Origin of the sequence: Marinomonas polaris DSM 16579 (assembly GCF_900129155.1) — a bacterium.
Classification (GTDB): Bacteria; Pseudomonadota; Gammaproteobacteria; order Pseudomonadales; family Marinomonadaceae; genus Marinomonas; species Marinomonas polaris.
Window position 1 is genome coordinate 145,576 of the sequence record NZ_FQVF01000007.1, and the last position, 24,808, is coordinate 170,383.

General features: G+C 43.0%; 22 protein-coding genes. 9 read left to right on the forward strand and 13 right to left on the reverse strand.

What is annotated here, in order from left to right:
• Positions 1-2: 2 nt before the first annotated feature.
• The 5 genes from BUA59_RS09025 to BUA59_RS09045 all read right to left on the reverse strand — a co-directional run bounded on the left by BUA59_RS09025 (position 3) and on the right by BUA59_RS09045 (position 5,589).
• Complete coding sequence (locus BUA59_RS09025; protein WP_072839383.1) at positions 3-1,271, reverse strand: HDOD domain-containing protein; 1,269 nt, start codon at positions 1,269-1,271, stop codon at positions 3-5.
• Positions 1,272-1,366: 95 nt separating this feature from the next.
• Positions 1,367-2,146, reverse strand: a complete 780-nt coding sequence (locus tag BUA59_RS09030) for an amino acid ABC transporter ATP-binding protein (RefSeq protein WP_012072056.1) — start codon at positions 2,144-2,146, stop codon at positions 1,367-1,369.
• A 22-nt stretch (positions 2,147-2,168) separates the two neighbouring features.
• Positions 2,169-3,269 (reverse strand): amino acid ABC transporter permease, encoded by a 1,101-nt coding sequence (locus tag BUA59_RS09035; RefSeq protein ID WP_072839384.1) that lies wholly within the window; start codon positions 3,267-3,269, stop codon positions 2,169-2,171.
• A gap of 10 nt (positions 3,270-3,279) precedes the next feature.
• The gene (locus tag BUA59_RS09040) at positions 3,280-4,455 is read right to left on the reverse strand and encodes an amino acid ABC transporter permease (protein ID WP_072839385.1); all 1,176 of its coding nucleotides are present in this window, start codon (positions 4,453-4,455) and stop codon (positions 3,280-3,282) included.
• Between the two features lie 108 nt (positions 4,456-4,563).
• Complete coding sequence (locus BUA59_RS09045) at positions 4,564-5,589, reverse strand: amino acid ABC transporter substrate-binding protein (RefSeq protein ID WP_072839386.1); 1,026 nt, start codon at positions 5,587-5,589, stop codon at positions 4,564-4,566.
• A 553-nt stretch (positions 5,590-6,142) separates the two neighbouring features.
• Between BUA59_RS09045 and lrp the strand changes: the two genes are divergently transcribed.
• Positions 6,143-6,619 (forward strand): leucine-responsive transcriptional regulator Lrp, encoded by a 477-nt coding sequence (gene lrp / locus BUA59_RS09050; protein ID WP_012072052.1) that lies wholly within the window; start codon positions 6,143-6,145, stop codon positions 6,617-6,619.
• Positions 6,620-6,664: 45 nt separating this feature from the next.
• Here the strand turns inward: lrp and BUA59_RS09055 are convergent, their stop codons facing one another.
• The 3 genes from BUA59_RS09055 to BUA59_RS09065 all read right to left on the reverse strand — a co-directional run bounded on the left by BUA59_RS09055 (position 6,665) and on the right by BUA59_RS09065 (position 10,460).
• Complete coding sequence (locus BUA59_RS09055; RefSeq protein ID WP_072839387.1) at positions 6,665-7,354, reverse strand: ComEA family DNA-binding protein; 690 nt, start codon at positions 7,352-7,354, stop codon at positions 6,665-6,667.
• 110 nt (positions 7,355-7,464) lie between these two features.
• Positions 7,465-9,546 carry an ATP-dependent DNA helicase RecG gene (gene recG, locus BUA59_RS09060; RefSeq protein WP_072839388.1) on the reverse strand — a complete coding sequence of 694 codons (2,082 nt, stop codon included), beginning with the start codon at positions 9,544-9,546 and terminating at the stop codon, positions 7,465-7,467.
• An 8-nt stretch (positions 9,547-9,554) separates the two neighbouring features.
• Positions 9,555-10,460, reverse strand: coding sequence for a hydrogen peroxide-inducible genes activator (locus BUA59_RS09065; RefSeq protein ID WP_072839389.1), 906 nt, complete (start codon positions 10,458-10,460; stop codon positions 9,555-9,557).
• Between the two features lie 115 nt (positions 10,461-10,575).
• Between BUA59_RS09065 and BUA59_RS09070 the strand changes: the two genes are divergently transcribed.
• Positions 10,576-11,418, forward strand: a complete 843-nt coding sequence (locus tag BUA59_RS09070; protein ID WP_072839390.1) for an NAD-dependent epimerase/dehydratase family protein — start codon at positions 10,576-10,578, stop codon at positions 11,416-11,418.
• A gap of 92 nt (positions 11,419-11,510) precedes the next feature.
• On the opposite strand, the gene BUA59_RS09075 is transcribed toward BUA59_RS09070, so the two are convergent.
• The 4 genes from BUA59_RS09075 to gmk form a co-directional block, all read right to left on the reverse strand.
• Positions 11,511-11,897 carry a RidA family protein gene (locus BUA59_RS09075; protein ID WP_072839391.1) on the reverse strand — a complete coding sequence of 129 codons (387 nt, stop codon included), beginning with the start codon at positions 11,895-11,897 and terminating at the stop codon, positions 11,511-11,513.
• A 54-nt stretch (positions 11,898-11,951) separates the two neighbouring features.
• Positions 11,952-14,069 carry a RelA/SpoT family protein gene (locus BUA59_RS09080; RefSeq protein WP_072839392.1) on the reverse strand — a complete coding sequence of 706 codons (2,118 nt, stop codon included), beginning with the start codon at positions 14,067-14,069 and terminating at the stop codon, positions 11,952-11,954.
• Between the two features lie 62 nt (positions 14,070-14,131).
• Positions 14,132-14,356, reverse strand: a complete 225-nt coding sequence (gene rpoZ, locus BUA59_RS09085) for a DNA-directed RNA polymerase subunit omega (protein WP_012072045.1) — start codon at positions 14,354-14,356, stop codon at positions 14,132-14,134.
• A 57-nt stretch (positions 14,357-14,413) separates the two neighbouring features.
• A complete protein-coding gene (gmk, locus tag BUA59_RS09090) occupies positions 14,414-15,037 on the reverse strand; it encodes a guanylate kinase (RefSeq protein WP_072839393.1) in 624 nt (207 codons plus the stop codon).
• Between the two features lie 292 nt (positions 15,038-15,329).
• Here gmk and BUA59_RS09095 point away from each other — a divergent pair, with 292 nt between their 5' ends.
• The 4 genes from BUA59_RS09095 (at position 15,330) to BUA59_RS09110 (ending at position 20,946) form a co-directional block, all read left to right on the forward strand.
• Positions 15,330-17,531 carry a bifunctional diguanylate cyclase/phosphodiesterase gene (locus tag BUA59_RS09095; RefSeq protein ID WP_072839394.1) on the forward strand — a complete coding sequence of 734 codons (2,202 nt, stop codon included), beginning with the start codon at positions 15,330-15,332 and terminating at the stop codon, positions 17,529-17,531.
• A gap of 4 nt (positions 17,532-17,535) precedes the next feature.
• Positions 17,536-19,470, forward strand: a complete 1,935-nt coding sequence (locus BUA59_RS09100; RefSeq protein ID WP_072839395.1) for a sensor histidine kinase — start codon at positions 17,536-17,538, stop codon at positions 19,468-19,470.
• A 118-nt stretch (positions 19,471-19,588) separates the two neighbouring features.
• Entirely contained in the window at positions 19,589-20,419 is an 831-nt protein-coding gene (locus BUA59_RS09105) for an AraC family transcriptional regulator (protein ID WP_072839396.1), read from the forward strand.
• A 20-nt stretch (positions 20,420-20,439) separates the two neighbouring features.
• The gene (locus BUA59_RS09110) at positions 20,440-20,946 is read left to right on the forward strand and encodes a DUF6622 family protein (RefSeq protein WP_072839397.1); all 507 of its coding nucleotides are present in this window, start codon (positions 20,440-20,442) and stop codon (positions 20,944-20,946) included.
• Positions 20,947-20,950: 4 nt separating this feature from the next.
• On the opposite strand, the gene BUA59_RS09115 is transcribed toward BUA59_RS09110, so the two are convergent.
• Positions 20,951-22,153 carry an MFS transporter gene (locus BUA59_RS09115; protein ID WP_072839398.1) on the reverse strand — a complete coding sequence of 401 codons (1,203 nt, stop codon included), beginning with the start codon at positions 22,151-22,153 and terminating at the stop codon, positions 20,951-20,953.
• Between the two features lie 97 nt (positions 22,154-22,250).
• Between BUA59_RS09115 and BUA59_RS09120 the strand changes: the two genes are divergently transcribed.
• The 3 genes from BUA59_RS09120 (at position 22,251) to BUA59_RS09130 (ending at position 24,729) form a co-directional block, all read left to right on the forward strand.
• Positions 22,251-23,060, forward strand: a complete 810-nt coding sequence (locus BUA59_RS09120) for an AraC family transcriptional regulator (protein WP_232728843.1) — start codon at positions 22,251-22,253, stop codon at positions 23,058-23,060.
• 93 nt (positions 23,061-23,153) lie between these two features.
• Positions 23,154-23,450 (forward strand): helix-turn-helix domain-containing protein, encoded by a 297-nt coding sequence (locus BUA59_RS09125; protein ID WP_072839399.1) that lies wholly within the window; start codon positions 23,154-23,156, stop codon positions 23,448-23,450.
• Positions 23,440-24,729 carry a type II toxin-antitoxin system HipA family toxin gene (locus BUA59_RS09130; protein ID WP_072839400.1) on the forward strand — a complete coding sequence of 430 codons (1,290 nt, stop codon included), beginning with the start codon at positions 23,440-23,442 and terminating at the stop codon, positions 24,727-24,729. Before BUA59_RS09125 ends, BUA59_RS09130 begins: the two co-directional genes overlap by 11 nt.
• Positions 24,730-24,808: the final 79 nt, after the last annotated feature.

A 24,808-nucleotide genomic window follows, 5' to 3' on the forward strand; every position in this document is an offset into this window, starting at 1 on the left:
AACTAGGTATTCATTTTATTAATTAAAGCGACCATTTTATGGAGCTCGGTAGATTTTTGGTAAATATTATCTCTACAGTTTTCGGCTTCTTCTTGAGTCAATCCAATTTCTAACAACACTGATGGCTCAATGGCTGCGTTATTACGCAGCTGAGATGACACATACAGCAGTCTTGCCAAAATGGCGTGCTCACCATAATAATGAGGTTTTTTACTATAGCGAATGGCCGTCCAAATGTTGTCAGGCAAACTCCAATAGCGCAATAGCCAAGAGCCTAATTGCTCCTTGGTAAAGTGCAGTATTTGCATTTCTATTAATTCAGAAGACAAGTGAGCGTTAGCTTCTTGATAACGTGACAGAATCGAAAAATGCGGTGGTAAAATAGTGCTAATCGCCAAGTAACCAAAGTTGTGTAGCAAACCAGCAAGGTAGGCATGGCCTAGCTTTGGACGGTTCGGAACTGGCATAGTTTTTACTAAGGATTCCATCAATACGGCATTTGATACGGAATCGAGCCAAAAGTCTTCATAGTGACGCGGGCCGTCTTGAGGGGCTTGAAACGCATTGCCCATCGACAGCCCAAGGGCCAAATTCATCACCATATCAAAACCTAACACTCGAATGATCGCATCCTCTACCGATTCTATGGTGCCCGGTGCACCATAATAGGCGGATGACGCCCAACTGATAACTTGAGCTGCCAGACTTGGGTCTAGTGCAATGACCTCACACAGTTCATCTGTTCCCGCTGTTTTATCTGCTGACAGGCGAATAATGCGGTGAGATGACGCAGGCAGAGGCGGGATTTCTAATGTCTCTTCGATACGCTGCTTGAGTCGAATGGACTGAAATCGCCCAAGTGCATGGAGAATCTGTTCTTCGTCGTTTTCGTGATTATCGACAGGACGCTTTATGAGCTGTGTATTGATGGAAATAGCTTCAAAACGGTTCAATGGGCCAGAGAACATCTCGGCTAACTCTACAGAGCTAATATCATGATATTGGCCATCTACTTTAGTTCGTATCGAAAACATAGCATCCTTTAGCATGCTAGCTTCTAGAATGGTCGTTATACTGTTTGGCTTGATCAGCGGGTCGCCTGAGCTTTGAAAATTGCTGACGGGTTCAAAACGACGCTTAGTAATACGGGAAACCGCAGAAATATCCAGCATGTTGCTGTCAGGAAAAATAACCTGAAGACGGCCTGTATGATCAGCTAAATGTACCACCCGTAATCTTTGGTTTGGCTGAAGGTCTACGGAAGATTCCATACATTTTCCTGCTAAAATGGCTGACATAAAAAAGCCCCGATAAGGGGCTTTGTCAATATAACAGATTTTAAGTACTAGTTCTGAATAGTAAGTGATTAGTGATTCAAAATCTGACTTAAGAACATTTGCGTACGGTCATGTTGAGGATTGTCGAAGAATTCGTGAGGCTCGTTAGCTTCTACGATTTCGCCGGCATCCATGAAAACAACACGGTCAGCAACGGTTTTAGCAAAGCCCATTTCGTGTGTTACACACACCATGGTCATGCCTTCTTCTGCTAACTGAACCATTACGTCCAATACTTCTTTGATCATTTCAGGATCAAGTGCTGATGTTGGCTCATCAAAAAGCATGATACGAGGCTGCATACATAAACCACGCGCAATCGCTACACGTTGTTGCTGACCACCAGATAACTGACCTGGATATTTCAGCGCTTGGTTAGCGATTTTTACTCGCTCCAAGTAATGCATAGCCATTTCTTCTGCTTGTTTCTTAGGCGTTTTACGCACCCAGATTGGCGCCAAAGTCAGGTTTTCTAAAATGGTTAAGTGAGGGAACAAGTTAAAGTGTTGAAACACCATGCCCACGTCTTTACGGATCGCTTCGATGTTCTTTAGGTTGTTGTTCATCTCAACGCCATCAACCAGAATCGTTCCTTTCTGGTGTTCTTCTAGACGATTGATGCAACGCGTCATGGTTGACTTACCAGAACCGGAAGGGCCACACACAACGATGCGCTCGCCTTTCTTGATACTGAAGTTTATATTTTTTAGTACGTGAAAATCACCGTACCACTTGTTTACATCGTTAAATTCGATGATTGCTTCTTCGCCCTGCGCAAGTTGGGCACGAGCCATATTTGTATTTGTCATGATAAAGACCTCAAATTCCTAACTAATTTCGCTTGTGCCCAGTTTCTAACTTACGCTCTAGTGCCATACTATAACGTGACATACCAAAGCAGATAACCCAATAAATCAAGGCTGCGAAGGCATAACCTTCAATGGTAGTTCCTAACCAGTTTGAATCATGGTTAGCGGCCTGAATTCGACCCAAGAAGTCAAACATACCAACGATATACACCAAGGTTGTGTCTTTAAACAAAGCTATAAAGGAGTTCACTATGCCTGGAATAACTAGTTTTAGTGCCTGTGGCAAAATAACCAGAATCATTGACTGCCAGTAGGTTAAACCCATTGCGTCAGCAGCTTCATATTGGCCTTTAGGAATTGCCTGTAGACCACCACGAACCACTTCGGCCATATAGGCTGCAGAGAATAAAGTAATACCAATCAGAACACGTAATAACTTGTTGAAGTTCAAACCTTCCGGCAAGAACAATGGAATCATTACAGATGCCATGAACAAGATAGTGATTAGTGGTACAGCCCGAATGGTTTCGATAAAGACCACACAAACAGACTTCGCAATTGGCATCTCTGAGCGTCTACCAAGAGCCAGCACTATCCCTAATGGGAAAGATGCCACAATACCGATAACACCAAGTAATACAGTAAGGAAAAGGCCACCCCATAAAGAGGTTTCTACTACTTCTAGACCAAATACACCACCAGCAAACAAGAAGTAAGCCACAATGGGGTAAGCAACGATAATAGCGATAGAAAGATACAGTTTGTTAATCGTCTTAATGGCAAAAGCACCAACCATAACCACTAATAGAATCACGGCTAAATTAATACGCCATGTTTCTGCTTCTGGATACAAACCGTACATGAACTGATCAAAATACACACCGATGAAAGCCCAACAAGCACCGCCAGCAGTACAGGCCGCTTTAGATGAACCTTCCCAAGTAGCATTAATTAAAGCCCACTCAACAACGGGTGGAAGTAGTAAATACAATATGTAGATACTAAAGAACGTTAGAAAAATATTAAGCGGGGACGAAAATAAATTCTGACGTACCCATGCCACGGCACCAACCGATGTAACCGGTGGTGGGAGGCTTGGTGATGGTTTAAAGATAATAGCCATGATCTGCCTCCTAGCGCTCAATTAATGACATTTTGTTGTTGTACCAGTTCATGAATACCGAAATCGATAGACTCAATGAACCGTAAACCAACATACAAAGACCAATGGTTTCAATCGCTTGACCTGTTTGGTTCAGCGTTGTACCCATCACGACAGCTACCAATTCAGGGTATGCAATAGCAGCCCCTAAAGAAGAGTTTTTCGCTAAGTTAAGGTATTGGCTTGTTAGTGGCGGAATAATAACGCGCAACGCTTGAGGCAAGACAATTAGACGCTGTGTCATGCTATCACGTAAGCCTAAAGAGCGAGCTGCCTCGGTTTGTCCCCAGTTTACGGACAAAATACCAGCGCGAACGATCTCGGCAATAAAAGCGCCAGTGTAAGTTGATAGGGCAACTAATACCGCAACAAATTCAGGCGGTAGCACCATGCCACCAGTCACGTTAAAGCGACTTTTTGTTGGTAAATCAAACTCTATTGGAAACCCTGCCATGGCAAGAAAGATAAAGGTAATACCAACAATGACACCCAATGAAGCCCAATAAGCAGGAAACCATAATCCTGTTCTAGTTTGGCGTTTTTTGGCCCAAACGATGACTCCGATAGATGCGACAATCGATAGGATGAAACCGACGATTACCAATCCAAAGCCATCTTGGGTTATTGGGTTTGGTGAGTAGATGCCGCGTTTGTTAAGTAAAAAATCGGCAAACTCATAACTTTGAGCAGGTGCTGGTAGCGCAGCAAGTACCGCAAAATACCAAAAGAACATCTGCAACAATAATGGAATGTTACGCAATGTTTCAATATAGACAGTTGCTAAACGTGCCACTAACCAGTTTTTTGATAAACGGGCTAGGCCCATTATTACACCAATAATAGTGGCTAATATTATACCTAATAGAGAGATTACGAAGGTGTTGATTAAAGCAACAACAAACGCTCGTCCGTAAGTATTAGCTTCGGTGTATTCAATAAGGTGAATAAGAATTGGAAAACCAGCAGGCTCATTAAAAAATGAGAAACCAGTGGAAATCCCTCGGTTATCGAGGTTGGCTTGAAGATTACTAAATAAGTAATAACCCGCAAAGACCACCATCGCTAGCAGCAAAATTTGAAAAATTAAGGCACGATTACCCGCGTCGTTCAAAAAGCTGTTATTGCTCGGAGTTGTTTTATCGCTCATCTTGGTTCAGGCAATGAAATGCTCGTCAGATGTGTAAGAAAGGGGGGAGAAACCCAGCGACTCTCTAGTCGCTGGGTAAATACCCAAGCAGTTTTTTTGCTTTAGGTATTAACGAACTGGTGGCGCGTACATGATGCCGCCAGCTTCAGTCCATAGAGCATTAAGACCACGTGGTAGATCAACAGGAGTAGATGGACCAACGTTACGCTCAAACACTTCACCGTAGTTACCTACGTTAGCGATGATGTTGTAAGCCCAATCAGCAGGAAGCTCTAGTTGAGCACCCATATCACCTTCAACACCTAGTAGACGTTTGATGCCTGGATCATTGGTTTCACTTTTGATCTTAGCAACGTTTTTAGATGAAATATCCATTTCTTCCGCGTTAACTTGAACATACATAGACCAAGTTACGATATCTTTCCATTGGTTGTCGCCATGGCGAACAACTGGACCTAGTGGTTCTTTAGAAATCGTTTCTGGAAGAATAACGTGAGCAGATGGATCAGCTAGTTTAGTACGGTGAGCCGCTAGACCTGATTTATCCGTAGTGTATACGTCACAACGGCCTGAGTCGTAAGCTGCTAACGCTTCGTCTGCTTTTTGTACTACAACTGGAACGTAAGACAGTTTGTTTTTACGGAAGAAATCCGCCATGTTCAATTCTGTCGTTGTGCCTTGCTCAGTACAAACCGTTGCACCATCAAGATCCATCGCAGATTTTACGCCTAGGTCTTTACGAACCATGAAGCCTTGACCGTCGTAAAAGTTAACTGCAGTGAAGTCTAGACCCAAAGACGCGTCACGGGTGTAAGTCCAAGTTGTGTTACGAGCAAGGATATCGATTTCACCAGATTGTAGAGCAGTGAAACGTTCTTTCGCAGATAGGGGAGTGAATTTAACTTTTTGAGCATCGCCAAAAATAGCGGAAGCAACAGCGCGACAAGCATCAACGTCTATGCCAGTCCAGTTGCCTTTATCATCAGCATTGGAGAAACCTGGAACACCAGTACTGACACCACATTGAACGAAGCCTTTTGCTTTAACATCTTCAAGTGTTGACGCAGCAGCGCCAGCGCTGATAGTTGCGGCGATTGCAGCGGTCGAAAGTAATTTACAAACATTCGATTTCATTATATTGAGCCTCCCAGGCGTTTTTATATATGTTGTTATCTTGCTTGATTCTATATTTCAGATTTTAAAATCCGTGTTTTGAAACTAGCAAAGTTAGTGCCAACATTTAATTATTCTTGTTGTTAGGTATATGTAGACGATTCCTCTAAAAGATCATCACATACCCCTATAGAATTACTCTTTTGAGGAGTAGTCAAGGATAAAATGTCAGGAAAGATGTGTGGAATGCTAGTTTTTTGCACTTTTTGAGTTTGAAACGAGATACTTTCTAATCAGCTTAGTTGAATATCCTCTTTTATTAAAGCTAGAGAAAACAAGGCTCTGTGAGATAATAGGGTCTATTTTTTTGCACAAATATAGGGCATAACACAAAGGTGATGGATCTATTTTGTGCTAGATGAAATTTTTGCATCATTTTGGTGCTTTCATGTGCTTTGTTGTGCTTAATTTGAATACCCATACGCAATATATTGAATAAAGCGCTTTCCATAATTTGTAATCTGCATGGTAGACTTAAGCATCAATTGAAGCCATGTAAGGAGATCCACATCAGATGGATAACTCAGCAAAACCGCTTGATCGCTTAGACAAAAAAATTCTTCGAGAACTGCAGATTAATGGCCGTTTATCGAATGTAGAGTTGGCTAGTCGAGTAGGGCTAAGTGCTACTCCTTGTTTGGAGCGAGTGCGCCGCTTGGAACGTAATGGTTACATTACGGGCTATTGTGCTTTGGTTAATCCAAAGAAAGTGGACGCAGGATTGCTTGTTTTTGTCGAGATTCGTCTAAAGACAACGTCTCCAGAAGGTTTTAATGAATTCAAAACAGCGGTTACTGAAATCCCTGAAATTTTGGAGTGTCACTTGATAGCTGGTGATTTTGAGTACCTGCTAAAAGCACGCGTATCCAACATGGACTCTTACCGCCTTTTGCTTGGAGAAACCCTACTGACGCTGCCACATGTTCGAGAATCTCGTACTTATGTAGCTATGGAAGAGGTGAAGAATACTACTGTGGTTAATATCCCTTAAAGAATAAGGTTAGTGAATGGCCTGCTTACGCAGGCTTAATGCTACTTATTTTGTTAATTCAGCAAGTATTTTTTCCATCATAACCGGCCCCATCCCTTTGATATTAAGAACGGCTTTTTCTGATTGAAAAGGACGCTCTGCTATCAACTTTTCTAGTACTTTTTTCGGTACGCCTTTCACCTTTAGAAGCTTGTCCACTTTTGATTTATTAATGGCGAGATAGCCATCGGCGTAACCAGTGGCGTTTTTTTTTACTTCTTTCGGCTTTTTTACGGTGGGGTGCTCTGTTGCTATTTTCGGCGTAGATGCTGCTTTTTCGTTCTCTAGTTCGTCAACTTGCATCGCTGGGACAGAGGGATTGGATGGTGCTTCAACTTGATAAGCCGTGTCGAAATAAGCCGAGTTACACAAGGTGTAATCTACTCCGTTCCATTCGCTAAGTTGCAATGCTAATTGCCAAGAGCCAACCTGTGGTGGTTGAAAAAACAAATCGTAGTAGCAATCGGAAAGAAAATGCTGCCCTTTCATTTCACCAATAATAGTTGACGCGAGGACTATTTTTTCTGAATCCCCAATACCTTGATGAAATGCACACAACTGTAGTTGCAACGTGCCACTTAGATTTCCTTCGTCTCTATCATTAGCAATGCGCTGAATGGAAATGATGACTCTGTCATTTTCGATTCGGTAGCCGCAGCCTTGGATCGTTAGATGTGCTTGATTGGAAGCATTCATGTCAGTTCCTTCTTGCGAATCGATTAAGTAGGGCGTTTTAGCTTATGGAATTTTTGATTAAATTTTGCACATGTGCAAGCAAATACCGTTTATTTAGATGAAAAGAGTATTTAGACGTTTAAATATTGATCGTGATTAGGCAGCCATCGAGATAAAAGAGGCGAGACACGATCAGGATAACGACTGTGCAGCAGAGAAGCGGCTTTTTGAACATCATCCAGCAAGTTTTTATCGCGCTGTAAATCTGCTACTTTGAATTCCCAAAGGCCGGTTTGTCTGGTGCCGAGTAGCTCACCAGGACCCCGTAATTCGAGATCTTTCTCAGCAATTTTAAAACCATCGCTGGTTTCTCGCATGGTAGAAAGTCGTTCTTTGCCTTGTTGTCCTAATGGTGCTTTATAAAGCAGCACACAATGACTGGCGGTTTGGCCTCGCCCGACACGACCACGTAACTGGTGAAGCTGAGCAAGACCAAGACGCTCTGGGTTTTCTATCACCATTAAACTGGAGTTTGGCACATCTACACCGACTTCGATGACGGTTGTGGCCACCAAGAGCTGAATCTCACCGGCTTTAAATCTGGCCATAATGTCGGCTTTTTCTTGAGCTTTAAGTCGACCATGCACTAAACCAATGGATAAATTACCCAATTGCTCTTGTAGTAATATTGCCGTGTCTTCTGCGGCTTGGCACTGTAAAGCCTCAGACTCTTCAATCAAGGTACAGACCCAGTAGGCTTGTTTGCCTTCTTCACAGGCGCTTTTCACTCGATCAATCACTTCTTGTCGGCGCTGATCCGATACCACAATAGTATTAACTGGCGTTCGACCTGGTGGTAACTCGTCAATGACGGAGCAATCCAAATCTGCATAGGCAGACATGGCTAAGGTTCGGGGAATTGGTGTAGCAGTCATAATGAGCTGATGGGGCTGGAAACCGTGCTTCATGCCTTTTTCACGCAACGCCATACGCTGATGCACACCAAAGCGATGTTGCTCGTCGATAATGGCGAGCGCTAAACGATCAAACTCAACAGTGTCCTGAAATAATGCATGGGTGCCGACGACAATATTCGCGGCGCCAGAAGCTATATCAGCAAGCTCTTTCTCGCGGGTTTTACCTTTAAGTTTGCCGATCATCCATGCGACTTTTAAGCCAAGCGGCTCAAACCATTGGGTGAAGTTAATATAATGCTGCTCGGCGAGGATTTCGGTCGGTGCCATGATGGCAACTTGATAGCCAGCCTGTACGACAGACGCCGCAGCTAACGCCGCAACCAAGGTTTTTCCTGATCCTACGTCACCTTGCACTAAACGTAGCATAGGGTGACCTGTGCCGAGATCGTTAAGGATTTCCTGAAACACTCGACTTTGCGCATTGGTTGGTGAAAATGGCAATTGTTGTAAGAGTCGTTGGCTTAATTCGCCGGCGGCTTGAACTTTGATCGCGGCATCCTGCTTGGCCTTCATGCGTTTACCAATTAGCGAAAGCTGATGCGCCATAAGCTCTTCAAAAGATAAACGATATTGCGCCGGGTGAGTACCTGATCTTAGTAATTCGAGATTGGCCTCTCGCGATGGGTGATGCAGAAAATGAATGGCATCGCTCAGCGGTGGCAAACTGAATTGGGTGCGGATTTCATCCGGTAGCCACTCTTGCAGATTGTAGGGTGTTAAACGCTCTAATGCTTGTTCGCACAGTTGTCGAATCTTGGTTTGCGTTAATCCATCAGTCAGCGGATAAATGGGCGTAAGTTGCGCTGTTTCTTCTTGTGTTTCGTCTTCACCAATAACTTTGTATTCTGGGTGATATATTTCAAACCCAGTACTGCCACGACGGATTTCACCAAAACAGCGAACGCGCTTACCTGATTCCAGCTGCTTCTTTTGCGCAGCTGAAAAATGAAAGAAGCGTAAACACAAGGTGCCGGTGTGATCTTTGATACGACACAGTAAACTACGACGTTTGCCCATTTTGATTTCAGCACCCGTGACTTGGCCTTCGATAACGGCTTCGTCACCAAAGCGCAGCATTCCGATTGGAACAACGCGCGTTCTGTCCTGATAGCGAATCGGCAAATGAAACAGCAAATCTTGTACTGTATTTAAATGGAGCTTGGCCAGCTTTTCGGCCATCGCATCACCAACACCTTTTAGCTCACGAACATCCTGAGTGTCTAATCCGTCGATCATACTGTTCTCTATAAATTCAGATGCTTGCAAGCATCACGGATAGATTGGCTCACGGCTTCAATGGCTTTTGGGCGCGGGAAGCTTGCTCGCCATGCTAAAGCCACTGTGCGTTTGGGTGCAGGTTCGGTGAAAGGGCGCACTTCCAACATATCGTGATTAATATTGGTCACGGCGGATTTCGGTAATACTGTCACACCTAAACCAGATGCCACCATATAACGGATGGTTTCTAACGAACTGCCATTGACTATAGTACGACCATCACCAAATTCGCCTTCTGTTACCAGAGGGCAGGCTTCTAATACTTGCTCACTGAAGCAATGGCCTTTGCCAAGTAACAACAGATTATCAGTAGAAAGCTGGTCGGTTTCTATGTGCGTTAGCTTCGTCCATGGATGATTCTTTGGCATAAGAACCACAAATTCTTCTTCGTAAATCGGCTGTGTCACCACATCTGGTTCACGGAACGGAAGCGCTACAATGATGGCGTCTAGCTCGCCGTTACGCAGTTTAGGGCGTAAGTTTTCAGTTAGATCTTCTTCAATGATCAATGGCATGCCAGATGTTGCACTATGCAAGGCAGGAATCATAAAAGGGAACAAATACGGGGCGATGGTATAGATCGCACCGACCTTTAGAGGGCCTTTTAATTGATTTTTACCAGAGGTCGCCAGCTCTTTAATCATGTTGGCTTGATCCAGCACCCGCTTGGCCTGAGTGATGATTTGCTCGCCTAGTGGTGTGATATAAACAGAGCTTTTGCTGCGCTCAAAAATGGCCGTGCCAAGCTCTTCTTCTAGCTTCTTCACAGCGACACTGAGCGTTGGTTGCGATACATAGCAGCGATCTGCTGCTCGGCCAAAATGTTTCTCTTCGGCTAGCATTACAATGTATTTCAATTCCGTTAATGTCATAGCACACCTTTTACTTAGGCTGATTCATTGTTAATAACTATGATAATACATAATTTGATAAAGTATACTCGTTCTTTAGTTACTGAGAATGTCTTAGGTTATTTGGGGAGGATAAATGGCAAAGATTCTAATCGCTGGTTGTGGTGACTTGGGTTCTGGTTTGGCAACCGAGTTAGTCGCGCAAGGCCATATGGTCACGGGTATTCGTCGCACAAAAAATGATTTCCCGAATGGCGTAATGGGCATAACAGGTGATCTTGTTGAAATTAGCGACGACACCTTGCCTGATGCAGATGTGGTGTTTTTAATCATGACGCCGAATGGCCGCAATGAAGAAGCGTATCGCACGGCATACTTTGATACGGCGCAGGTGTTAATTCGTCGATACAAAGACATAGCTAAGCAGCCAAAAGTATTTTTTGTATCAAGCACCAGTGTTTATGGTCAAAGCCAAGGCGAGTGGATTGATGAAAACACACCAGCACAACCGACCTCAGCCACCGCCAATATTTTACTGGAAACAGAACAATCATTAGCGGCTGCATTTTCCAGTGTGGCAGTGCGTTGCTCGGGTATCTATGGCTCTGGGCGTTATAGATTATTGGAAACGGTTTTAAGTGGCAAAGATTGGGAAGCTAATAGCTGGACTAATCGCATTCATCGAGACGACGTTGTTTCTGCTTTGGTATTACTGGCAAACTGCGCTTTAAGTAAGAAAGCCATACCAGCACATGTGATCGTGACGGATCAAACGCCTGTTTCCATGTGGGAAGTAAAGCTTTGGCTGGCAACTTGCCTTGAAGCCAAAGTCGCTGTGAGTGGCGGTGAAGGCTTTGTTCCCACTTCTGGGAAACGCATTCAAGGACAATACTTGTTGTCACAAGGTTGGCGTTTGCAGTATCCAAGTTATGTGCCGGGTTATCATGAGCTGTTGCGTGAGTTTAAGGCTTTGCGATAAATCAGCTGAGCGATAAACGCTAAATAAAAAATAGACATGAAAAAAGAGGCCGCAGCCTCTTTTTTCATGGGGTATAGATGACAGTGAAGAGATTAGTCTTCTAGTACCATGATACCTTCGATTTCTACTTGAACGCCTTTTGGCAATGCTCGAACGCCCATTGCTGCACGAGCTGGGTAAGGCTGTTTAACGAATTGCATCATCACTTCGTTGACTGTGGCAAAGTTGCCCAAGTCAGTCATGAAGATGTTGAATTTAACGACGTTCTCTAGAGAACCGCCAGCCGCTTCGCAAACTGCTTGTAGGTTTTTGAATACTTGTGTTGTTTGTTCAACGATGTCTTCGCTGATAACTTCCATGGTTTCAGGAACCAAAGGAATTTGACCAGACAAATACACAGTGTTGCCGGCGCGTACTGCTTGTGAGTATGGACCAATCGCTGCTGGTGCGTTTTCAGTGTGAATCACTTGCTTTGACATAATAAGTATCCTTTATCTTGGAAGTAGTAAGTTAAATAGGTAAGTGAAAATTGATTAGCGCCCAACAATGGTTTCGCGTGAGACTTTTTCCACACAACGAACCGCTTTAATGCGGCGCATAACATCAGCCAACCCTATACGACTAGAAATAGTAATGCTTAACCGTAAACGACTGACTCGGCCTCGCTCAATGATATCGAGGTTCGACACTTGGAAATCGGTATCACTGATAGAACTGGCAATTTTCGCCACAGCGCCACGCTCGTTGATGTAGGTGACGATAAGGCTAATATTTAGCTCTTCTTCGATCTCTTTGCCCCATGCCATATGGATAAAGCGTTCAGGGTTAGATAAATGATCTTGAACGTTAGGGCAGTTGAGGTGGTGAATGATGATTCCTTTATCAACCTGAACATAACCAACAATTGGGTCGCCAGGAATTGGAGCACAACATTTAGCATAAGAAATAAGCATACCTTCTGAGCCATTCACCTTAAAGGATTTTGGCGTAACCAAGGTATCTTCATCAATGTTCGGGAAAAGCTCGCGAGCAACCAGATAACCAACATGACGGCCTTTGCCGATAGATTCTAATAAATCATCCATGGATTCTAGCTGGTGGTTTGCTAATACTTGTGCGATTTGCTCTGCAGTCAGCTCTTCGACGTTGGTTTTAAATGCATTTAATGAACGAGTTAACAGACGATGGCCGATAGATATCGCATTTTCGCGTTGTTTGTCTTTCAAATAATGGCGAATGTTGGTACGTGCTTTACCTGTAATCGCAAAACTTAACCAAGCAACATTTGGTTGTGCATTTTTCGCAGTAATGATTTCAACCGTTTGTCCGCTTTCTAGCTGTGTGCTTAGTGGTGCAAGACGACGGTTAATTCGACAAGAGATACAGGTGTTGCCGATTTCTGTGTGGACACCATAAGCAAAATCGACTGGCGTCGCACCAGAAGGCAATTCAATGATTTGGCCATTTGGCGTAAAGACATACACCTCATCAGGGAACAAATCACTTTTCACGTTATCAACAAATTCCACGGGGTTGCGTGCTTTTTGTTGAATTTCTAATAAGCTTTTTACCCATTTTGTCGCGCGGTCATGGTTGCTTGGCATATTAGAAGTGCCGCTGACCTTGTAAGCCCAATGAGCCGCAATACCATTGTTGGCAACCAAATCCATTTCTTCAGTGCGTATTTGGACTTCCATTGGAATGCCGTTGGTGCCTAATACCGTTGTATGAAGAGATTGGTAGCCATTGGATTTAGGAACCGCGATGTAATCTTTGAAACGACCTTCGATTGGTTTAAACAGAGCGTGAATAACGCCAAGAATACGATAACAGCTGTCATGGCGGTCCGTAACAATACGTACGCCCATTACGTCCATGATTTCATCTAAAGAACGGCGCTTTTTGTCCATCTTTTGATAAATGCTGTAAATGTGTTTTTCTCGAACGCTGATGCTGGCTTCAATGTAATCGGCAGCCAGTTCCGATCGAATCGTATCTTCAAGCTTTTGAGTGTCTTTAATGCGCTGCTGGCCATATTTTTTATGGATGGCTCGTTGCAGCATACGCGCGCGCATTGGGTAATAAGCTTGAAAAGCGAGGGATTCTAAATCTACCCGAACCTTGTACATACCTAGACGGTTTGCGATAGGTGCATAAATGTCTAATGTTTCACGGGCAATACGGCGTTTCTTGTGGGCAGGCATGGCATCTAATGTGCGCATGTTATGCAATCTGTCCGCTAACTTAACCAAGATGACACGAATATCATCGGCCATGGCCATGGCCATTTTTTGGAAGTTATGGGCTTGTTTTTCTATTTGGCTATTGAATTCAAGGTGCGTTAATTTACTCACACCATCCACAAGTCCCGCAACGCCTTCACCAAATTGTTCGGTAAGCGCTTCACGGCTAATGCCTGTGTCTTCAATAACGTCGTGCAGAAGTGCCGCTGTCAATCCATCACAATCCATTCGAAGTTCCGACAGAATTTCGGCGACAGCGAGAGGATGGGTGACATAGGGCTCGCCACTTTTACGTCGCTGCCCATCGTGGGCTTGCTCGGCGTAATAGTAAGCGCGTTTTACCTTAGCAATTTGCTCATAAGGTAAATACTGACTCAAGGTCAGGGCTAAATCTTCAATGGTATACATCGCTCACCTCACTAAGGCAAAAAGGAAGCGCGACAGCTGTGCTATGAGCGACACCATAAAGATTAAAACTCGTGCAATGGGCGTTTTTGCTGATCAACATTTTTTGCGTTGATCAAATTTTCCGCGATTTCACGTAGTGCAACTACAGTAACTTTGTCGCCTTCTAAAGGCACTTTTGCGTCTTCACCACCAGTAGCAAGTTGACGGGCGCGTTTTGAAGCGACCATAACTAATTCAAAGCGGTTATCAACGTTTTCTAAACAATCTTCTACGGTAACTCGAGCCATTTTGACCTCTGTATTCGGTTATCTATTTTTCCAAGGGTAATTCTACTTAACGGCTTCTCACAATGACAAGAGATCATTTATAAGATTGCCATATTTTTCCTGCATAACAGGTGTTTTGGAGCGCATTGCGGTAAAAACCGACGAGATTTGTGAAAGTGCTTCATCAAAATCGTCATTTACAATAACAAAATCATATTCGTGATAATGCGACATCTCATTAACCGCCTTTGCCATACGACGCTGAATGACTTCATCTGAGTCTGTGGCGCGTTTTCTTAAACGTTCTTCTAGCGCTTGTAATGACGGCGGTAAAATGAATATTCCGATGGCTTCAGGGTAGAGCTGACGTATTTGGCGAGCGCCTTGCCAGTCTATTTCTAAAATCACATCTAAGCCTTGTTCTAGCATACCAAAAATGGACTCTTTTGATGTGCCGTAATAATTATCAAAAACTTGAGCGTGCTCGAAAAAAGCGTCTTCAGCAATCATGTCTAAGAAGGATTCATCATCGATAAAATAGTATTCTCGGCCATGTTCTTCGCCAGTTCGTGGCGTACGTGTGGTATGAGAAATAGAAATCCGCACGTTATTGTCTTGGCTAAGAAGTGCCTTATATAAGGTTGATTTACCAGCACCAGAAGGGGCTGATAAGATGAATAAATTGCCTTTATGTTTGTCCATGGGGTTCTTTTAATCCGCCTTTTTTGACTTTGTTGCGTTTTACTATATCACAAACAAAATGCCTGTTAATTAGTTGGATATTATTGTCGATATTAGTGTTTTTTGACAGGTATGTTATTGAATGTTCAAGCCGAGTTTTGAATTTAACTGACAATATTCTATTGATTTGATGAATAGTAATAATTCGTTACAAAGTTTTTCTTTGTTCTAGATGCATTTTTTTTAAACAAGACTAAGCTTTAATTATAAGCATTCAACAGATAAATGATGGAAGACAAGGAAGGGAAATGCAATGGATTTACCCTACGAAAAGAAATCACTGAAAGCAATCTCCAAAAAAAGAAACTACTGCAAAGTCTTATCCGTTGAAGATGACCCTGATTACCAAGAAGCGCTAATGAACGGCCTTAGTGCGCTCAATTATGATGGTAAACAGGTGGAGTTTCTGACTGCATCATCCGCTAGTGAAGCGGCGACAGTTATCGCCGCCAATCCTGATATATCGGTTATTTTTCTTGATGTTGTCATGGAAACCGATGTTGCAGGGCTGCGCTTAATTCGTACTATTCGTGACGTTATTGGTAATGATTTGGTGCGTATTGTCTTGTTAACTGGTCAACCGGGTATGGCACCAGTGGATGACCTTATTGGCCAATACGATATCGATGACTATTGGTGTAAATCTGATCTTACTCAGGCACACCTACAAACCATAGTTCTAAGTAACTTGCGTACTTGGGAGCATCTTTCTGATATGAAAGAAGCCCGTCATGGTATGCAACTGTTGTTGGCTTCCAGTCAACGAATCGCCTCAAAGAGCGACATTACTGACTATACACACTCTATTTTAGAAGAAATTGGGTTGCTGCTAAAAATGAGCAGTGGCGGAATTGTGTGCTTTTTTCACCCAGAAGAAGAACATCTAGAAAAAGCTTTAATTGTGGCAGCTTGTGGCGAGTTCTCGTCTCATATCCATCAATATTTTTTATCGGCAATTCAAGACGGTATTTTAAGAGAAGCTGTGGAGTTGGCTAATACGCAGAAAAGTCATGTGTTCCAGGATGGCTTTTCGGTGTTGTATTTTTCGAATAAAGAGTTGGAAGATCGAGAATACATGGTAGTGGTAAAGCTTGATCGAAACCTTGCCAGTAATGAAATTAATTTACTTCAGGTATTTTGTGAAAATATTAGTGCCGGTTTCCGCAATGTCGCTTTGCATAATAAGCTAACCGAACTGGCTTATGTTGAGCCTACTTTAGGGATACATAATAAAAACTGGCTGGTTCGTGAAATACGCAATATGTTTTCGTGGGAGCGTGAAAAAGCTACCTTGCTGATGCTTTACGTGGAAGATTTAGCTTATACAGAGTCTGTTTTAGGGTCTAAATATTGCGATCAACTAACGCTTTCTCTGTACGATTATTTGAACCACTTCTTTGACAAAACGGTCGATATAGCCTTGCTTGAGAGAGATACTCTGGTGTTGATTGTGTATGACGATCAGGATTACAACGAAGCGTCGCTCGAGAACATTATTCATACCAGCATTGAAGTGGAAAACTCCTTACATTCTCTTGATTTGACTGTAAGTTTGGTGAAATTTTCAGACTTTCCTAATTATGAACCAGAGCAATTAGTCAGTGTCGGAAAAAGTACCTTAGAAAGAGCAAAATACGAAAGTGTTTCATACTTGGCCTTTTCTGAAACCCTTGCGTCGGAGATGTTTGGGCGTTATGAGTTATTAAAAGATCTACGAGAAGCCATTTTAGATAATCAGATCCTCGCTTATTTCCAGCCTAAATTTAGCTTAAAAGATAACACGCTGATTGGATTTGAAGCCTTGGCGCGATGGGTGCATAAAAATGGGCAGTTTATTCCGCCTGATCAATTTATTGCACTAGCTGAGAGCAGTGGTCTGATTGATAAATTGGATCAGCAAATGTTGCGGCAGTCTTGTAAAGCGATTAATACACTTAAAAATTTAGGTATTAACGTGCCTATTTCTGTGAACGTTGCAGGTAATGAAATTATTCGTCCTAACTACTTCGAAAACTTTAAACGACTGCTCGCGGAAGAAGGAATTTCGAATGAAATGATTGAGTTAGAAATTACTGAGTCCCAAATCATTGAAGAAAAAACTAATATTAACAAGCATTTATCGAATCTCAAAACATTAGGTATACGAGTCAATATTGATGATTTTGGGACGGGCTATTCTTCCTTAGCGTATTTATCTACTTTATCGGTTTCAACCATTAAAATTGATCACAGCTTTGTGTGGCGCATGGAAGAATCCGAGAAAGATTGGGAAATATTGAAGATGATCATCGAACTAGGAAATTTCTTGGGGTTAAGTGTTATTGCTGAAGGTATTGAGACTGAGCAACAAAAAACGCATTTGCTAGCTCTGGGGTGTGAGGATGGTCAAGGTTATTTATTCGCCAAACCTATGTCATTAGACGATACGATCAGCTGGGTTAAAGCAGGTTTGTAATAATATGGCTGTTGGTAAACGGATGTCACAAAAATCATTATTTTGCATTTATTTGTCGGGTATTTTGATTTTTATAGCTTTGCTTAGTTGGGGCAGTTATCGATTCTTTTTAGACAATAAAATTAGTCAGTTAGCATGGAATGAATCAGAAGTATTGTCTCGTAGTGCCAGCGTTTTTAGTCGTGAGATGGGGCATATTAAGCGAGTTACTTTGCTGCTACGCAACAGCATTAATGCTCGCCTATCTTCTCAGAATGCCGCTTCTCAAAACTCAGCCCTGGTTCAAGGCTTGCCATTACCACAGAACGAAAAATCAATTCCCGCTGATTGGGAGGCTCAGGTGGTGGATGAATTTAATCAATTTGCTCGAACATCTAGCCTTATTTCCCAAGTTCGCTGGATTATGCCAGATGGCCAAGAGCACATTCGAATCAACTCTCAGGCTGGTGTCATTACTCGTGTACCAGAGGAACAACTGCAAAACAAATCGGATAGGCATTATGTACAAAATGCACCTACTAACAGCAATGATGTATACATCTCCTCTTTAGATTTGAACATAGAAAATAAAGAAATTGTCCGTCCTTTTCAGCCAACAGTGCGTGGTGTCGTCAGAGTTGATGGTGAGATGCCTGGGTTTTTGGTGGTGAATTACGATTTGAGCAAGTTGTTTGAACTAGTGCGTACTTTTAGTAGTGACGGCGTATATTTAGAAATATTAGATACTAATGGGAGTTGGTTGTTGGCTGCGGATAGAAGTCTTGAATGGGGCGGGATTCTACATTCTGATGACTTGAATTTTAATATCAAAACGCATTTCCCTGCTATTTGGCGACAAATGGATGCGGCGGATGGATTAGAACGAGTCTTTGATGGCCGTCGTTTATGGAGCCTCTTGAATCTGTATATAGATGAAGAAACGGATATCCAGAATTCACAAACACCATCTCTGTATTTTGTTGCGCGCTCAAATTCTGATGCTTTTATGGCATGGCGGACCAATTTGATCTTGTCCATTGCTAGTATCGCTGTTATTAGTTTTTTTGTGATTGCGTGGCTAGTTTGGCGGCAAATTACAGCTCAATTTGAGACCTATCGATTACTGCAACTGGTTCAGCAAGAAAAAGCACAAGCAGAGCAGGTTAACCGTAAACTGAATCTAACGAATAAGCGATTAGTGGATCTTCAGGATGAGTTAGTAGAAACCAGTAAATTATCTTCACTAGGACTTATGGTGGCTGGTTTAGCTCATGAAATGCATACGCCGCTTGGTGGCGTCAGAATGGCTTTATCTTCATGTAAGGTTTTGTTAGATAAAGAAGCCAAGCAACAGCCTTCCGAAGGGCTTGAAAAAATGCAGAACTCCTTGTTAATAGCGGAAAAAAATTTGGTTCGTGCTTTAGATGTAGTTTCTAGTTTTAAGCGTATTGTGTCTGATAGGACCGCTCAGGAGGTTCAGGCCTTTTTCTTTCATAATGTCGTCAATGACATCTTATTTACCTATAAACCTATATTAAAAAAACGTCCTAGTATTTGTATTGACGTTGAATGCCCAGAAGACATTGATATGCTGGGCTACCCTGGAGCCATGTCTCAGATCATTCAGAACCTTATCGATAATGCACTAGATCATGCTTTCCAGCGATTGGATAAAGGCGTTATTACCCTTACGGCTAAAAAAGAACAAGAGAACCTCATACTTGTTATTAGTGACAATGGCAGAGGTCTCTCTCCAGAAATTAAAGCGCATATTTTTGAACCCTTTTTTACTACAGGTAGAACTAAGCAACATACGGGATTAGGGTTACACCTAGTTAGTCAGTGGATTAATAAATTAATTAATGGACGGATAGATGTTGTGTCCGAGCTAGGCGTTGGAACGACATTTACCCTAACGATTCCCCTAAAACAACATGAAGATGATGAGTCAGCGAGCTGACGAATTTTAGCAACTTCTGTCATGCATCGTTTGTTGTAAACAGGTTATTCTGTCGATACTTAATGAATTGACGGAACGAGCAAAGAGCGTGGCATCGATAAAGTACTACGAAAAACGCATGCTAGCAGTATGTGATTACATTTATAAGCATTTGGATGAAGACTTAACAGTCGAAGCTTTATGTGATGTTGCCTGTTTTTCTAAATACCATTTTCATCGGCAGTTCACACATTTCATGGGTGTTGGCGTATTTAAATTTGTGCAGATCTTACGCTTGAAACGGGCTTCTTATGAATTGGTGTTTACTAAAGAAAAACGCATCATTGATATTGCAATGAGCGCGAAATTCGATCACCCAGAATCTTTCTCAAGGGCTTTCAAAAAAGCCTATTCACAATCTCCAAGTGACTTTCGTCGCCATCCAGACTTAGAAAAATTAGGTTTGCACTTTCATAAGCTAGATAGGCAGCTAGAGTCTGACATGACAGTTGATGTCGTGCATTTCGATACGACAAAGATCGCACTGCTAAAGCACCGAGGGGCACCGAGCCGAATCATGGAATCGGTCGCAATATTTAGAAAATGGCGCAAAGCATCTGGTTTATTGCCTATATCGAGAAGTCGAACTTTCAACATTGTTTATGAAGATCCCGCCGTGGTGGCCCCAGAAGATTTTCGCTGTGACATTGCAGCAGAAGTGATGATCGACGTGGACGACAATGAATATGGTGTCATCAACAGTACCCTAGAAGGCGGCCGCTATGCCGTGGTTCGTCATTTTGGTCCTTATGACAGTATTAGCCGTTGCTTGTATTTTCTTTATGGAGAATGGTTACCAGACAGTGGCGAAGAACCGAGAGATGCGCCATGCTTTTTTCAATATCACAACCATTTTCCCGAAGTGGCAGAGCATGAACTCATTACGGATGTTTACTTACCTCTAAAATGAACTTTTCATAGGAGTCAAAGATGTTAGACATTGTTACGCATACCCCAATATGGGTTTGGTTGCTGTTAAGCTTTCTGCTCTATTTGGGCGTAAAACAAAGTCGTGATCGCAAAGTTCCGAAAAACAAAGCCTTTATTCTACCTATCGTGATGATCGTATTTTCATTGCATGGAGTGATATCAAGCTTTGGTGGCGCTTTTGATTCGTTACTGTTTTGGAGTGTCAGCTTTATTGCGACGTTATTGGTTGGCGTATTAATTTTTCCATCGCAACAGACACGTTTTGATGAGTCGATACAATGTTATTTTATAAAAGGTAGCTGGCGACCACTGTTTCTTATTTTGGGAATTTTTACTATTAAATACACCGTTGGCGTGATGGAAGGAATGCAAAGCTCTTTTCTTACTATGTCATCCGTTGTTGATGGATTGTCATTACTTTATGGCGTATTCAGCGGAGTGTTTGCTGCTCGTAGTGTTAGGCTATGGCGCTTGAGCCGTCCGACTCAAGCTTACTCTTCACCTTAAGCCGTTAACGGTCTGGCTTTGGGCTCGCCATCCAGCCCAATGCCATCCAGATTAAACCAATGCTTAACATGACATAGAGCGATGCCGTCCATGATTGCTGCCAATCGTAAAGGGCACCAATCAACACAGGACCAATAGCTGCGAGCGTATAACCGATCAACTGTGCCATACCGGATAGCGCGGCCGCTTGTTTTGGGTTATTGGTTCGCAAGCTGACAAAAGACAAGCCCAAGATAAAGCCCATACTGACACCAAAACCAAACGACACCGACCAAACCCCAGACCAGCTTGGAATGAACAAAAAGCCAGCTAAACTCAAGGAAGTTAGTCCGGTAGCAAACAAACATAATCGTCTGTGGCTTCCTAAACGGTTGATAAATGGCGCTAAAATCAATGAAGGCATCGCACCAGCTAATTGCAAATATCCTTGGTATAAACCAGCTGTTGAATCGGTATAGCCATTGCTCATTAAAATGGCCGGCACCCAAGCAACCACAATGTAATTAATCAATGAGTTGACTGCTAGAAATCCTGCTACTTGCCATGCAGTGATGGAACGCCAAACGGATGTAGATATCTCGACATTGCCGGCTTGCGGCGGTTGATGTTGAGTTATTTTGCAGCTAAACCAGACCACTAAAGGCAACAAAATCAACACACTTTGGCAAGCCAGAGCAAACGACCAACCACTCATCGGCAAGTTAAAAGAGGGCTGTTCCGCATACAGGCTTAATGGCACCGCAAGGCTCGACATTAAAAAGCCGCCGATGCTCATCATCAGCACATAAATCGCAGTGAGTTGAACAACGTAATTAGGAAACTCGCGTTTCAGCAAACTGGGTAACAACACGTTACCGATGGCAATCCCAGCGCCAATAAAAATAGCGCCAATATACAAGGTACTGATCGAGCCAAAAGCACGAATCATCATACCAATGGCGATCAAGCCTACGCCCGAAGCCAAAATACGCTCAATGCGAAAATGACGAGTCAGCCAAGACGCCACAGGTGCAAAAAAACCAAATGCTAACAAGGGCAAGCTGGTGAGCAAACCGGATTGTGAGCTGCTTAAATTCAGATCGGTACTGATTCGATCCAATAATGGCGGCAAGCCCGTGACTGGACCGCGTAAGCTCAATGCCACCAAAAAAATAAACAGAAGTAAAAATGCTGCGTCGTGTTGCGCTAGTTTATGTAATCGTTTCATGGTGTCCATTCAGAAAAAGAGTGATGTCGGGAGAGATTGTCGATTCGCTATTATATGAGTTACTCTGCTTGCTGAATTTAGAGACTTGGACAATAAATTGCGAAATACAGACAAAACCATTTTTGAATCCCTGACCGACCTTTGCTTTGCTGATCACTATCCGCATCGAGTTTTGGTATTGCGTTCCCAATCGGTACCGCACAGTGAAGAAACGCCTTGGCATCATCATCAAAAAGGCCAGCTTGTCTTGCCTTTAACTGGCGTAGTGACCAGTTTTATCGATGACAAAATGTGGCTCGTGCCGCCGCGTTGCGCAGTTTGGATTCCCAGCAATGTCATGCATCGTAACCAGATCTCGCCTCATGCCGATGTCTGTATGCTCTTTGTCGACAGCACCGATTTAGCGTTGCCAGAGATCGCTTGTACCTTGACGATCACACCCTTTGTACGCGAGCTAATACTCCACCTGCATACGCAACAAGATTACGAAAAAACCGATCCGGCAACCGATCGACTGGTCGATGTCTTGCTCGATCAACTTATTCAGCTAGAACGCGAAGAGTTTGATTTTCCCATTCCCGATGAACCCACCCTCAATCGCTTGGCGTTGGAACTCATCGCCAGGCCCAATGAAAAACGTACCTTAGGTGAATGGGCCAGCGACTTCGCCATGAGCGAACGCACTTTAGCCCGTATGATCAAACGCCACGTACAACTTACCTTTGGTCAATGGCGCAGTCAGCTGCACATAGTCTTGGCCTTGCAAAAGCTCGCCATCAACCTGCCCATCCAAACCATCTCCGAAGAACTCGGCTACGACTCCGTCAGCGCCTTCATCACCTTCTTCAAAAAAGCACTGGGCAAATCCCCAAGACAATATCGGATAGAGAGATGGGGGAAGGAGTGAAGTTTTAAAAATAGACATAATAATATCCAAAAATTCCTATTTTAGTCTAAATTAGATACTATTATATCTGTATTTGTGCGAAGAGGTGTTTCTATGAGTCATTTCCTATTGCTTGATGATAGCGATGTACAGCAAGCCTTTGCCGCTCATCTACGTCGCTTGCGAGAACAAGAGAAATTGTCTCGCGATGCATTAGCCGCTCGTAGTGGCGTCCCCGCTCCAACCATCAAAAAGTTCGAACTGACAGGGCAGATTTCCTTTCGTCAGCTATTACTGCTCTGGCAAAGTCTCGATGATCTATCTCGGCTCTTTGCGTTGACTCAAAATACAGCAAATAATCAGTCTAGTATGCCAACGTCTATTGAAGAGGTGTTGAAAAATGGCTTTTAAACCGATCCAAAAATTGCTTGTTCAACGCACACTTTCAACTGGAGAAAGTATGGATGTTGGTATGTTAGCGCAAAATCAACAAGGCGTTTTTTTTCAGTACAACACTGATTATCTTCAGCAATTTGGTAACTTATCTCCGATTACTCTTAAGCCTAATACAGACTTACAACGGGCACCAAAAGCGCCTCATCACGGAATTCATGGAGTATTTGGCGATAGCTTACCTGATGGTTGGGGGTTGCTGTTACAAGATAGAATATTTCGTCAGAATGATATTTTACCTGCGCAAATTACCGCAATGGATCGGCTAGCGTTTGTCGGCGATTCTGCGGTGGGCGCGCTCTCTTTTAGCCCTGAATCGAATTTCAAACAGTATGACGACGTTGATATAGATATTCATACGCTAGGCTTGGAAGCACAGAGTGTGTTTGATGGACAAGCAGAAGATGTGTTGATGGCTTTAGTCGCTGCTGGTAGCTCAGGTGGCGCAAGACCAAAAGCCCAAGTGTATCTTGATTCAAATAACCCAGCTCATTGGCGGACTCAAGCTCAAAAAAATGATGAAGCTTGGCTCGTTAAGTTCACCTCAAAAAACCTAGCACTGGGTCATGAAGAAGGCTTATGTGAAGCCGTTTATCTTTCTTTGGCGGAAAAAATAGGGCTGCAACCACAGGAATGGAAACTGATAGAAGCACCTGTGAAATCCGGAGCAAGCCATTGGCTAGCTTTAAAACGCTTCGACAGAGTGCTAAACAAACAAGGGACTTTGGGGCGTTTACATATGCACAGTGCTTGTGGCTTATTAGACGCTGACTTTCGAGTACCAAGTTTAGACTACGAAGACTTAATCAAACTGAGCCGACATCTTTGTAAGTCGCCTATGATCGGCCAAATGCAATTTCGTCGAGCCATGTTTAACCTGTTTGCCTGTAACCAAGACGACCACAGTAAAAACTGGGCCTTCTTACAAGATGACGCTGGCAATTGGCAGCCGGCACCTTTCTATGACGTTACCTTCAGCCCACATCCGTTTGGTGAACAAGCCACGTCATTTATGGGTTATGGAAAGAAACCACCGTTAAAAGCCATTCAAAAACTCGCCACCACCGCCAGCTTCGCGAACTGGCACCAAGCCCAACAAGCAATAGAAGAAATCGTAGAGTCTCTTTCGGGTTTTCGTGATACCGCTTTATCACTAGGTGTGAAAGCCGATACTGTGCGTCTGATAGAGAAACAACTGGATTCCTGCTGGCAAGACAATAGAGGTTTATTGGGCTGATTTTAGGTTATATATAAAAAGCATGAAAAATAGACATGTCATAAGAATTTGGTTCTTTCATGTCGAAAAAGTTGAATAA